The organism is Actinocorallia populi (assembly GCF_002995495.1).
Taxonomy (GTDB): domain Bacteria; phylum Actinomycetota; class Actinomycetes; order Streptosporangiales; family Streptosporangiaceae; genus Actinocorallia; species Actinocorallia populi.
Map to the genome: position 1 here is coordinate 491,433 of NZ_PVZV01000001.1, position 12,162 is coordinate 503,594.

Sequence of the window (12,162 nt, forward strand, 5' to 3'; positions counted from 1 at the left end):
CATCGGCGCCCGGACCCCTTCGCGCACCGTCGCCCCGGGCCCGTGCCCCGTCAAGACCCGGACAAGCCCCCGGGACGCGGCGTTCGCCCGCCACCGGCGCCGTGGAAAACCGGGTCTTGTCGCGAGGTAAGGGAAGCCTTATGTTACTCGCGAGAAACCTACCTGGAAGCAGGGCGGGACGATGGCGGAACAGGTTCAGACCGCTGCGAGGCGGGGCTCGGGACTGCGCGCGGCGGGCGGCCTGGCCGCGGTCGTGCTGGCCGTGTCCCTGTCGGCCGCCCTCGCCGGGCAGGCCACCGCCGGCGGCGGGGTGAGCACGAAGGTGGCGCGCGCGGACTGCGGGCCGGGCTCCTCGCCGGAGACCGGGCTGCAGGGGCAGGTGCCGCTCGAGGACCGCAGGAGCGGGCGCAGCCGGCAGGGCTACTCCTGCAACCTGGAGCTCGTCAGCCGCTACCAGAGCCAGGGCCAGGCCACGGTCGGCGCGTCCTACGGCCACTGCCAGTACCTCGGGACGATCCTGCCGGGCGCGGTGACGTCCAAGCGGCCCGGCGTCAACGTCATCGACATGTCGAACCCCCGCAAGCCCCGGATGACGGACTCCCTGGTCAGCCCCGCCACCCTCGGCGGCACCTGGGAGACCCTGAAGGTCCACGAGGGGCGCGGGCTGCTGGCGGCGGTGTCCGTCGGCGCGCTCAGCGGCGGCTTCTTCGTCTCGGTCTACGACGTCAAGACCGACTGCGCCCGGCCCCGCCTCCTCAACGGGATCAAGGGCACGAAGCTCACGATGCCCGGCGCCTTCCCCGGCCACGAGGCGTCCTGGTCGCCCGACGGCCGCACCTACTGGACGACCGGGACGGTCGGCGGCACCATCGCCGCCCTGGACATGACGAACCCCCGCAGACCCAAGGTGATCTACAACGGCACCACCGGCCTGGTCAACCACGGCGTCGGCGTCAGCCCCGACGGCAGCCGCATCTACGTGGCCGACATGCCCGCCGGCTTCATCACCTTCGACGCCCGCGACGTCCAGCGCCGCAAGGCGCGCCCGCAGCTGCGCCAGATCGCCAGGACGACCTGGACGGACGGCCTGGCCACCCAGCACGCCATCCCGTTCACCGAGCGCGGCAGGCCCCACCTGGTCGTGGTCGACGAGCTGGGCTCCGGCGGGGCGCGCATCTTCGACATCTCCGACGAGCGCAGGCCCAGACTGATCCGCAGGCTCAAGCTGGAGGTCAACCGGCCCGAACACCTGAAGCTGCGCTCCGCCGACCTGGCGAGGAACGGCATCTTCGGCTACGACGCGCACTACTGCACCCTCGACCGGCCCGCCGACCCCACCGCGATGGCCTGCGGATGGGCCCAGTCCGGCATCCGGGTCTTCGACGTCCGCGACCTCCGGAAGCCGCGCGAGATCGCCTACTTCAACCCGCCCGCGCAGGTCGGGCAGCGCCACCGGCTGACCAACTCCGCGCACGCCTTCGTGCCCTTCGGCGCCTACTTCTCCGACGTCCTGCAGGGCGGCGCCGAAAGCGGCCTCTACACCGGCGAGACCGACATGACCGCCGACTGGTGCATGTCGCCGCCGCGCTTCGACGGCGGCAGGCTGTGGGTCTCCTGCGACGACAACGGCGCGCTGCTGCTGCGTTTCACCAACGGTGCCTACCCCCTGCGATGAACCTTCCCGGACGCCTGTTCCAGGCCGTCGCCCTCCTGGTGATCGGAGCGACGGCGGCGCTGCTGCTGGACGGCGTCACCGGCTCCGACACGGGGCCCGGCGAGCCGGGCCGCGTCGACATCGGCTTCGCCCAGGACATGATCGTCCATCACCAGCAGGCCGTCACCATGGCGCAGACCGTCCAGGACGGAGCCGGTGATTCGGTGCGGCGGCTCGCCGTCGCGATCGAGCTCAACCAGCTCCGGGAGATCGGCCACATGCAGGGCTGGCTCGCCCTCTGGGACGCGCCTCAACTGCCTTCCGGCCCGCCCATGGCCTGGATGGGAGAGCACCCCGAGCACGCCTCCGCCGGGGAGGGGATGACCGGACTCGCCACCCAGGACGAGCTCGACCGCCTCGGCGGGCTCGAAGGCGAGGACCTGGACGCGCTGTTCCTCCGGCTCATGATCCGCCACCACGAGGGCGGCCTCCTCATGACCGCCGCCGCCTCCCGTGACGCGGCGGTCCCCCACGTCCGCGCGTTCGCCAAGATCCTGGCCACCGAGCAGCGCCGGGAGACCGCCACCATGGCCGGCCTCCTGGCCGCCCTGGACCGCCCCGCCCCGCCCGCCCCGAACTGAGCCGCCGCGGCCGAGCACGTCGACCTCGTCGCGGCCTCCTGACGCGGCCCGCCGGGATCAGCGCGGGGTGAGCGCGGCGAAGGCCTCGTCGAGGAGCGCGGCGAGGTCGAGGGCGCCGTCGGAGGACGTCCAGCGGTCGATGGCCAGGGAGAGGCAGTCCAGGGCCGCGGCCGCCCGCACCAGGGGTGCCAGGGGCAGGGGCTGCGAAAGACCCGCCCGGTCGGCGAGGGCCTGGGCCAGGTGGGGCCGCCAGCCGGACTGCTTCTCCCGGCGGCGGGCCTGGAGGGCGGGGGTCTGCTGGACGAGGCGGGTCATGGCCAGGGTGCCGGACGGGTTCTCGCGGTAGTCCTCGATGAGGACGTCGAGCGCGCGGCGCAGGGCCGTCCAGTCGTCCTCGCCGGCGGGCCGGGCGCGCAGGGCCGCGGCGAGCTGCCTGCCGTGGGCGTCCAGGGCGCTGAGGACGGCCTCCTCCTTGCTGCCGAAGTACCGCAGGAACGTGCTGCGCGAGACCCCGGCGGCGGCCGCGACGTCGTTCACCGTGACCTGGTCGAAGCCCCTGCGGCGGAACAGGTCGAAGGCCACCTGGGCGAGCTCGGCCTTCACGGCGGCCCGCGCGATGTCCCTGGTGCTGCCGTGCGCCATGCCCTTCATCCGATCATGATATAAGACAACATGCTGAGACTCAGTCTCATATTTAACATGATGATCCAATCATGGGTATTCGGTTCACATGCCCGGGGACGGGCGTTCGGGGGTGGTGCGTGAAAGAGTCGCAGTCCAACAGGATCGTGGCGGTGCTGGCGTTCGCCGGCACCGTCGGGGCGATCATGCAGACGCTGGTCACCCCGCTCATCGGCGAGCTGCCGACGATGCTGCACACCTCCGCGTCCAACGCCTCCTGGGTCATCACCGCGACGCTGGTCTCCGCCGCGGTGTTCATGCCGATCAGCGGGCGGCTGGGCGACCTGTACGGCAAGCGGCGGGTGCTGCTGGCGTGCTGCGTGCCCCTGACCGGCGGCTCCGTCCTGTGCGCGCTCGCGTCCTCGGCCCCGCTGATGATCGCCGGACGCGGGCTGCAGGGCGTGGGGATGGGCCTGGTGCCGCTGGGCATCAGCCTGCTGCGCGACGTGCTGCCGCCGCGGCGGCTCGGCTCGGCGATCGCCGTCGTGAGCGCGTCCATGGGCATCGGCGGCGGCATCGGCCTGCCGATCTCGGCGGCCGTCGCCGAGTACGCCAGCTGGCGCGCCCTGTTCTGGGGCTCCGCGGCCCTCACCGTGCTGATCGCCGTGCTGATCTGGTTCCTGGTGCCCGCCCCCGCCACCCTGACGTCCGGGGAGGGGTTCGACTACGTCGGCGCCGTCGGCCTGGGCACCGCGCTGGTCTGCCTGCTGCTTCCCGCGACCAAGGGCGCCGACTGGGGATGGGGCGATCCGCTGACGCTCGGCCTGTTCGCCGCCGCGGCGGCGCTGCTGCTCGTGTGGGGCTGGTGGGAGCTGCGCATCGCCCAGCCGCTGGTGGACCTGCGGGTGACGGCCCGCGCGCGGGTGCTGCTGACCAACGTGTCCTCGCTGCTGATCGGCTTCGCGATGTACGCGCAGGCGCTGATCGTCCCGCAGCTGATGCAGCTGCCCGAGGCCACCGGGTACGGGCTGGGCCTGTCGATGCTGGAGATGGGCCTGTGGATGGTCCCGGGCGGACTGACGATGATGGCCGTCTCCCCGGTGGGCGGCAGGCTGTCGGCGGCGCGCGGCCCCAAGTTCACGCTCGTCGCGGGCGCGCTGGTCATCGCCGCCGGCTACGGATCCTCGATGTTCCTGCTGTCCACGGCCTGGGGGCTGATGATCGTGGCCATCGTGTGCAGCGGCGGCGTCGGCCTCGCCTACGGCGCGATGCCCGCCCTGGTCATGAGCGCGGTCCCGCCGTCGGAGACCGCCTCCGCCAACAGCTTCAACACCCTCATGCGCTCCCTGGGCACCTCCGCTGCCGCCGCCGTCGTCGGCGTCGTCCTCTCCCAGCTCACCGTCACCATCGGCTCCCACGTCCTGCCCTCGGAGACCGGTTTCCGCACCGGCATGCTCGTCGGCTGCGTCCTGTCCCTCATCGCCGCCGCGGTCGCCGCCACCATCCCCGGCCCGCGCCCCGTCGGAGCCGCCGCCGAGGCCAAGGTCGGAGCCTCCGTCTGAAGAACCCTTTCCGGAGTCCGGAAGGAACCTTTCCCGTATCGTCCGTTCGGTGGCTACGGTTCTGCTGGTCGAGGACGACGACTACGTCAGGCAGGCGCTGCTGCGCGAACTGCGGGCGCTGGGGCACGTCGTGCGCAGCGCCGGGCGGGCGCTGGACGCGCTGCGAGAGGTCGCGGCGCAGCCGCCCGAGGTCGTCGTCCTGGACCTGGGGCTGCCGGACCTCGACGGCGGCGAGGCGCTGAAGATGATGCGGGCCGTCTCGGACGTGCCGGTCATCGTGGCCACCGCGCGGGACGGGGAAGAGGAGATCATCCGGCTGCTGGGCTCGGGAGCCGACGACTACGTGGCCAAGCCGTTCTCGGCCGGGCATCTGCACGCGCGCATCGAGGCCGTGCTGCGGCGCGTCAGGGGAGCGCCGCAGCCGGAGGCCCTCGTGGTGGGCGGCCTGCGGGTCGACGCCGACCGGCGGCAGGCGAGCCTGGACGGGGCTCTTCTGCAGCTGTCGCGCAGGGAATTCGACCTCTTGGCGTTCCTGGCGCGGCACGCAGGGCGGGTCGTGCGCCGCAAGGAACTGCTCGCCGAGGTCTGGCGGCAGCCTTACGGGGACGACCAGACCATCGACGTGCACCTGTCCTGGCTGCGGCGCAAGATGGGCGAGAAGGCCTCGTCGCCGCGTTACCTGCACACCGTGCGGGGCGTCGGCGTGATGCTGATGGCGCCGGAGTGACGGCTCAGTACTCGTAGACCTGGACGAGCGGGGCGTGGCCGTTCCATTTCGCGAACACGGCCGAGCCCTTGACGCCGTCCGTCAGGTCGACGCGCAGCCACTGGTCCTGGCGCCACACCTTGGCCTGGAAGCCGCTGTTGGGCGTGGCCGAGACGAGGCGCGCCGAATCGGCGGACAGGGCCAGCACCACGCGCCCAGATTTCACCACATAGGTGCGCACGTCGCCTTGTGCCGTCGAGGGGGGTGCGGACGGGCGGGGCGTGGGGCGTTCGCTGGAGGGCTTCGGCGTGGACTTCGGCGTGGGCCTCGGCGCGGGCTTCCGGGTCGGCGGCGCCTCGGTGGCCACGGCGGAGAGCACGGGGACGGGGGTTCCCGCCGGTTCCGACGCGGGCGGGCGCCCCTCGTGGACGGGGACCTTGGCGGCCAGGTCCTGGGTGGGCAGGGCGGTCCCGCGCAGGGCGTCGCCCACGCCGGCCCAGCTGATCGCCATGCCCGCCGCGGTGGTGGCCACCCACACCGCAATGAAACCGATTCGTCCCTGCATGCGGCCCATTATGGTGATTCGCCGGTGAACGGTCGGCGAAACGACTGCGGAGGTGGGCATGCGAGGAGCGCTGGCGCGCGTCGCGACGGCCGTGACGGCGATGGTGGCGCTGTCCTTCGTCGTCCCGCTCGGACTGCTCACCGGCCAGATGGCCCACGACCGGGCGCTGACCTCGGCCGAACGGCAGGCGGCCTCGCTGGTGCCGGTGCTGACGGTGACGGACGACCCCGACCAGCTCGCCGCGGCGATCGGCTCGATCCCCGCCGGAGCCGCCGGACGCCTGGCGCTGCACCTCCCGGCCGGCGAGGCGATCGGCTCCCCGCACGCGCCGCCCGGCGAACTCGCCGAGGCGCGGCGGCTCAGCCGCACCTTCACCGCCGAGGCGCCGGGCGGGACCGTGCTGCTGCGCCCGGTGCTGATGGACGCCGAACGGCCCGCGGTCATCGAGGTGTACGTGCCGGAGGCGGAGCTCACCCAGGGCGTCGCGAAGTCCTGGACGATCCTCGCGCTCGTGGCGATGGCCCTGGTCCTGGTGTCGGTCGCGATGGCCGACCGGCTCGCGATCCGCGTCGTGCGGGCCGCGGACCGGCTCGCGCAGGCGGTGACGCGCGTCGCCGGAGGCGACCTCTCCGCGCGGATCTCCCCGGACGGGCCCGCGGAGCTGCGCGGCGCGGGCGAGGCGTTCAACCACATGGCCGACCGGCTCGCCCGGCTGCTGGCCGCCGAACGGGAGGCGGGCGCCGACCTGTCGCACCGGCTGCGCACCCCGCTGACCGCCCTGCGCGTCAACCTCGACGGCCTGGCCGAGCACCCCGGCGACCCCGCGCGGCTCGTGCAGAGCCAGGACGCCCTCGGACGGCTGGAGGAGGCCGTCGACGACATCATCGCCGCCGCGCGCAGGCCCGACCGGGAGACGGCGGGCTGCGACGCCGCCGCGGTCGTCCGGGAGAGGCTGGAGTTCTGGTCGGCGCTCGCCGAGGACCAGGAGCGCCCCTGGAACCTGACGGCCCCCGCCGGGCCCGTGCCCGTCCCGGTCGCCGCCCCCGAACTCGCCGCCGTCATCGACGCCCTGCTCGGCAACGTCTTCCGGCACACCCCGCACGGGGCCGCCTTCCAGGTCACCCTCCACCGGGGAGGCAGCTCCACCGGCCTGCTGCTCGGCGACGCGGGCCCCGGCATCGCCGACCCCCGGGCCGCGCTGCGGCGCGGGACCAGCGGCGCCGGATCCACCGGCCTCGGCCTCGACATCGCCCGCCGCCTGGCCGAGTCCACCGGCGGTTCGCTGCGCGTCGGCACCTCGCTGCTCGGCGGCGCGCAGATCGAGGTGTGGCTGCGCACCGCGCCCCGGCCCGCCGCCCGCAGGACGGTCCGCCGCACCGCCCGACGCGCCCGGGGAAAGTGGAGGCTTAGGCCTCGCTGATGCCTTCCTTAAGAGCTCCTGAAGAGCATTTTCTGGCCTTTCGCCGCGGCTTAGCGTCGGGAACGTCGCCCCGCGCACCCCCCCTTTTGGAGCCAGAGATGAACAACCGCGTGAAGACCTTCGGCCGTACCTCCCTGGTCCTCGCGGCCGCCGTCGCCCCCGTCGCCGGCCTCGCCGCCCCCGCCTCGGCCCACGGTTCCATGGAGCTCCCGCTCAGCCGCGTCCTCGCCTGCTACCAGGAGAATCCCGAGTCGCCCAAGTCCGCGGCCTGCAAGGCCGCCGTCGCCGCGGGCGGAACCCAGGCCTTCTACGACTGGAACGGCGTCCGCATCGGCGACGTCGCGGGCCGCCACCGCCAGGTCATCCCCGACGGCCGGCTGTGCAGCGCGGGCAACCCCGCCTTCCGCGGCCTGGACCTCCCCCGCGCCGACTGGCCCGCCACCGACCTGAAGGCCGGCACCGACTACACGTTCCGCTTCAAGGTCACCGCCGTCCACCGAGGCGGCTTCCAGCTCTTCATCACCAAGGACGGCTACGACCCCACCAAGCCCCTCACCTGGGCGAGCCTGGAGACCGAGCCCTTCCTGAACGCCCCCGACCCCACCGTCTCCGGCGGCTACTACAACCTCTCCGGCCGGATCCCCGCCGCCAAGAAGGGCCGCCACCTCATCTACGCCATCTGGCAGCGCACCGACAGCCCCGAGGCCTTCTACTCCTGCTCCGACATCGTCCTGGGCGGCGGCGGCACCACCGCGCCCACCACCCCGGGCGACACCGCGGCCCCCCAGCCCACCAAGACCGCCGCCCCCAGGCCCACCCCCACCAGGACCAGGCCCACCAGGCCCGCGAAGCCCACCCCGTCCTGCCACCCCGACACCACCGCCCACTCCTCCCACCACTCTGACCCGACCCACACGAACCTGCACAGCACCCCCGTCGCGGGCGTCACCGACACCCCGGCCCAGTCCCCCTCCACCACCGCCCTGATCGGCGCCATAGCCGGCCTCACCATGGGCGGCCTCGCCGGCCTCCTCCTCACCTCCCGCCGCCGCGGCACCCGCCGCTCCCACGTCTGACCCGCTCGACGGAAGTCGGCGGCCGATCAGCCGTCAACAGCTGCTCGGCGGTCCGGGAACAGCCCACCGCGCGGCCATGCGGTGGGCTATCCGGGGGTCTCCAGGGTGAGGCCCTTGAGGGTGCCGGAGAGGTCCTTGCCGGGTTGCCAGTCGAGGGTGAAGGGCTTGGTGAGCCGGGGGTGGAGGGGGAAGACGGCGTGGTCGCGGAAGCGGTCGCCGCGGGCGACCGTCCAGGTGCGGCTGGGGTGGCGGGAGCAGTAGGTGCTCTCGGAGGGGAGGGACCTGCCGTCGGCGAGGAGGATGACGTTGAGGTCGTGGGTGTCGTACTTGCAGGTGAGGGAGCGGGCGGTGCCGCGGGGGCGGTAGTCGACGTAGGCGGTGAGGGTGTCCTCTTCCACCTCGATGTGGGCCAGGGTGAGCTTCCACTCCTCGTTCTGGAAGAGCGTGCGGTCGAACCGGTAGGTGCCGGCGGCGGGCCGGGTGGGGGAAGGCGTTCCCGTCGGGGTGGGCGCCGCGAGGGTCTTCCGCGTTTCGGGGTCGTCGCCGGAGGTGAGGGCGAAGGCGACGGCCGTTCCGACCAGGAGGACACTGCAGGCGGCGGTGATGACGGCGGTGGGCCGGCGGCGCCCGGCCGGAGGCTCGGTAGGGGGTTCGGGCAGGGGCTGACGGTGGAGGTCCAGTTCGGGAGCGAGTGACGGAGGCGGCCAGTCGACGGCGGTGGCGGCGTTCCCGGCGGTCAGGGCGTCGATGAGCTCTCTGACGGACGGGCGGGCGGCGGGGTCTCTCGACAGGCAGGAGCCGACGGCCGGGAGGAGGTCGTCCGGGCAGCCGGTGAGGTCGGGGGCGGAGTGGACGATGCGGTAGAGGACGGCGGCGGGGTCGCCCTCGCCGAAGGGGGTGCGGCCGGTGGCGGCGTAGTAGGCGGTCGCGCCGAGGGCGAAGACGTCGGCGGCCTCGGAGACGGGCTCGCCGAGAGCCTGCTCGGGTGACATGAACTGCGGGGAGCCGATGCGGGCGCCCGCGCGGGTCAGGGGGGTGCTGTCGGCGGCGCGGGCGATGCCGAAGTCGATGACCCGGGGCCCGTCGGGCGCCAGCAGGACGTTGGACGGCTTCAGGTCGCGGTGCACGACTCCGGCGGAGTGGATGGCCTGCAGCGCCTCGGCGACGCCGGCCATCAGCACCCGCGCGGTGTCGGCGGGCAGCGGCCCCAGCTCGTCGACCGCCCGGTTCAGCGACGGACCCGGCAGGTAGGCCGTCGCCAGCCAGGGCCGCGGGGCGTCGGGGTCGGCGTCCACGACGGGCGCCGTGTAGATGCTCTGCACCCGCCCCGCGGCCTCGACCTCCTGCCGGAACCGGCGCCGGAACTGCTCGTCGTGCGCGTAGTCCGGCCGGATGACCTTGATGGCGAGCCTGCGCCCGCTCCGCGTGGCGCCCAGGAACACCTGCCCCATGCCCCCGGCGCCGAGCCGTGCCGCGATCCGGTACCCGCCGATCTCCCGCGGATCCCCTGCCTCCAGAGGCTGAAAAGGCACCACGGCAGGGAGCCTATTGCAGGAGATATCAGAAAAAGGATCTTTATCCGAAAGCGGACTCTGACGGTCCGCGCCCGGCCAGGGACGGGCGAAGGCGAGGACGGCGTTGTGCCCCCGAAGCCGACCACATCGGCCAGGACCGGCCGGAGGGGTGTTCAGTCGCTGCCGGTGAGGTCCTCGCGGTTCAGGTCGGCGTCCTTCATGGCCTCCTTGAGCTTGGCGCCCATCTCCGTCTCCTCCTTCGGCCTGGGGCGGCGGGCCTGCTCGTCGGGCTGGGGGAGGACCTGGTCGGTGTCGTGGGTCTTGGGGGCGTTCTCTTCCGGCGTGGACATCGGGTGTCAGCTCCCTGTTTCGGATGCGAGTGTCGTTTGGGACATACCCGAATAAGGGTGACGAAACAGGAAAAGAGTGACGATCTTTAAGGGGTTGACCGGGAGTTGCCCGCGGGGCGCACGACCGCCCCGGCCTGGGGCAGGAGGGACTTGAGGGCCGGGCCGCGGGAGTCCATCCAGGAGCAGAGGTCGGCGAAGACGGCCTCCGCCGCCACGCGGCCCGCGGCGTGGTGATCGTCGCGGGCCCGGCGGAAGCGGGCTCCGAGCTCGTCGACGACCGCGGCGGGGTCGTCCCAGCCGTAGGCGGCGCAGAACAGGGCGACGCGGCGGGCCTGCTCGTCGAGGTCGAAGAGCGGCTCGGCCACGGCCGCGAAGCACCAGACGGCGTGGCCGAGATCGGACAGGCGGGTGCCGGGGGCCAGGGTGTCGTCCCAGTCGATGAGGCCCACCGCCTCCCCGCCGGCGAACACCGTGTTGTGCGGGCCGAGGTCGCCGTGGCAGACGACCTCGCCGTCCCCGGCCACCGGGGTGCCGGCCGTGGCGTCGTGGAAGGCCCTGATCAGGCGGGCGGCCGAGGCGATCTGCGCGTCCGCGAGCCGCGCGGCGTCCGGGATCGCCTCGCCCGGCAGGAAGGTGAGGATCTCCCGGTCGTGCTCGTCGGTGCCCAGAAAGCGCGGCGACCCGGCGAATCCGGCGCGCTCCAGGTGGAGCAGCACCTCGCGGGTGTAGGGGCCTGTCGCGTGGGCGGGCCTGCGCACCGTGTCCCCCACCCGGACCAGGCCCAGGGTCTCGCCGCCGCTCAGGGTCTGCTCGCTCATCCCGCCCACCCAACACTCCGCCGCACGGGCCGGGCAAGGGAAGTGATCCAAGAGTGATCAACTTCCGCCGGCGCGGCGGGCTGACAGGCACTTGACCGTATTTTCCGTTTCTGAGATTTCCCGTCAACCCCGGCCTACTGTGGCGTACATGCGACTCGATCTCGCGGCGTTCGAGCAGAGCCTCGCCGCCCAGCACACCGTGCTGGACGTGCTCAAGACGACCTGTTCCCACCTGCTGGACCGGGTGCCCGCCGACGTGTGGTGCTCCGTGCTGCTCGATCCGGCCACGCTCCTGGACGTCGGCGGGTACGTCGAGGCGGGCTTCCCGCCGGAGTACGTGATGAAGATCTTCGAGATCGAGCACTTCGCCGCCGACGAGCCCGGCGACCTGCGCGACCTGGCCGCCGGGTCGGCCACCTCCCGGCTGCTCAGCCGGGCCATGGGCGGGCGGATCGAGGACAGCGCCTTCTACCAGGCGATCCTGCGGCCGCAGGGCCTCGGCGACGAACTGCGCGTCGTCCTGCGCGACGGCCCCTTCCTCTGGGGCGTGCTGGTGTGGTGCCGCGCCGAGGGGGGAGCACCGTTCACCCCGGCGGAGGAGGAGGTCGCCGTCCGCCTCGGCGCCGCCGCCACCGACGCGCTGCGGCGCGTCCTCCTCCTGCACGGCGTCGACACCGGCGCCGTCCCCGACGCCCCGGGCCGCCTCGTCGTCGGCGTCGACGGCGCCGTCCGCTCGGCGAGCCCGACGGCGCGCGCCTGGCTGGACGTCCTGGAGGCCGACGAGGATCACGACCGGCAGTTGCGGGGCACGATCGACGCCGCGCTCTTCTCCGGCGCGGCGCGGGCCGCGATCCGCGTCCGCGACGGAGGCCGCCTGTCCGTCCGGGCGTGGTCGACGCGCCTGCAGGACGACGATCAGGTCGTCGCCGTCTCCCTCGGCCCCGCCCCGACGGGCGCGCCGAGCGCCGTCGTCCTCAGCGCGTACGGCCTGACCGGCCAGGAGGAGGAGATCGCCCGGCGCACCCTGCGCGGCTACGCGCCGGAACGCATCGCCGAGCACCTCCGCCTCCCTCCCGAGACCGTCGAACGGCACCTGGCGAGCGTCCTGCGCAAGACCGGCCTGGAGAACCGGCAGGCCTTCATCGCGGACATCCTCTGCCGCCACTACCTGCCCTTCTTCGGCCGGGACCCGCTGACCACCGACGGCCGCCGGCTCCCCGAAACATCCGGCTGAA

The 12,162-nt window shown here is 73.4% G+C and carries 12 protein-coding genes; 7 read left to right on the forward strand and 5 right to left on the reverse strand.

What is annotated here, in order from left to right:
- Positions 1–181: 181 nt before the first annotated feature.
- Positions 182–1,675: an LVIVD repeat-containing protein gene (locus tag C2865_RS02470; protein WP_106396620.1), complete on the forward strand. Its 1,494-nt coding sequence runs from the start codon at positions 182–184 to the stop codon at positions 1,673–1,675.
- Entirely contained in the window at positions 1,672–2,295 is a 624-nt protein-coding gene (locus C2865_RS02475; RefSeq protein WP_106396621.1) for a DUF305 domain-containing protein, read from the forward strand. The genes C2865_RS02470 and C2865_RS02475 overlap by 4 nt, the downstream gene beginning before the upstream one ends.
- A 57-nt stretch (positions 2,296–2,352) precedes the next feature.
- Here the strand turns inward: C2865_RS02475 and C2865_RS02480 are convergent, their stop codons facing one another.
- Entirely contained in the window at positions 2,353–2,946 is a 594-nt protein-coding gene (locus C2865_RS02480; RefSeq protein ID WP_106396622.1) for a TetR family transcriptional regulator, read from the reverse strand.
- Between the two features lie 110 nt (positions 2,947–3,056).
- Here C2865_RS02480 and C2865_RS02485 point away from each other — a divergent pair, with 110 nt between their 5' ends.
- Together C2865_RS02485 and C2865_RS02490 are read left to right on the forward strand one after the other, a co-directional pair.
- Complete coding sequence (locus tag C2865_RS02485; protein WP_232835302.1) at positions 3,057–4,478, forward strand: MFS transporter; 1,422 nt, start codon at positions 3,057–3,059, stop codon at positions 4,476–4,478.
- A gap of 49 nt (positions 4,479–4,527) precedes the next feature.
- Complete coding sequence (locus C2865_RS02490) at positions 4,528–5,205, forward strand: response regulator transcription factor (RefSeq protein ID WP_106396624.1); 678 nt, start codon at positions 4,528–4,530, stop codon at positions 5,203–5,205.
- Positions 5,206–5,209: 4 nt separating this feature from the next.
- Here the strand turns inward: C2865_RS02490 and C2865_RS41290 are convergent, their stop codons facing one another.
- On the reverse strand, positions 5,210–5,749 hold the full coding sequence (locus C2865_RS41290; protein WP_157963527.1) for a superantigen-like protein SSL4: 540 nt from the start codon (positions 5,747–5,749) through the stop codon (positions 5,210–5,212).
- A 58-nt stretch (positions 5,750–5,807) separates the two neighbouring features.
- On the opposite strand from C2865_RS41290, the gene C2865_RS02500 reads away from it, so the two are divergent.
- Positions 5,808–7,169 carry a sensor histidine kinase gene (locus tag C2865_RS02500; protein WP_106396626.1) on the forward strand — a complete coding sequence of 454 codons (1,362 nt, stop codon included), beginning with the start codon at positions 5,808–5,810 and terminating at the stop codon, positions 7,167–7,169.
- Positions 7,170–7,267: 98 nt separating this feature from the next.
- A complete protein-coding gene (locus C2865_RS41295) occupies positions 7,268–8,245 on the forward strand; it encodes a lytic polysaccharide monooxygenase auxiliary activity family 9 protein (protein ID WP_106396627.1) in 978 nt (325 codons plus the stop codon).
- Positions 8,246–8,331: 86 nt separating this feature from the next.
- Here the strand turns inward: C2865_RS41295 and C2865_RS40460 are convergent, their stop codons facing one another.
- From C2865_RS40460 to C2865_RS02515, 3 genes are all read right to left on the reverse strand, one after another.
- Complete coding sequence (locus C2865_RS40460; RefSeq protein WP_232835303.1) at positions 8,332–9,780, reverse strand: serine/threonine-protein kinase; 1,449 nt, start codon at positions 9,778–9,780, stop codon at positions 8,332–8,334.
- Between the two features lie 152 nt (positions 9,781–9,932).
- Positions 9,933–10,109: a hypothetical protein gene (locus C2865_RS39870; protein ID WP_198652833.1), complete on the reverse strand. Its 177-nt coding sequence runs from the start codon at positions 10,107–10,109 to the stop codon at positions 9,933–9,935.
- 86 nt (positions 10,110–10,195) lie between these two features.
- Positions 10,196–10,927: a phosphotransferase family protein gene (locus tag C2865_RS02515; RefSeq protein ID WP_157963528.1), complete on the reverse strand. Its 732-nt coding sequence runs from the start codon at positions 10,925–10,927 to the stop codon at positions 10,196–10,198.
- Between the two features lie 148 nt (positions 10,928–11,075).
- On the opposite strand from C2865_RS02515, the gene C2865_RS02520 reads away from it, so the two are divergent.
- On the forward strand, positions 11,076–12,161 hold the full coding sequence (locus C2865_RS02520) for a helix-turn-helix transcriptional regulator (RefSeq protein WP_106396630.1): 1,086 nt from the start codon (positions 11,076–11,078) through the stop codon (positions 12,159–12,161).
- Position 12,162: the final 1 nt, after the last annotated feature.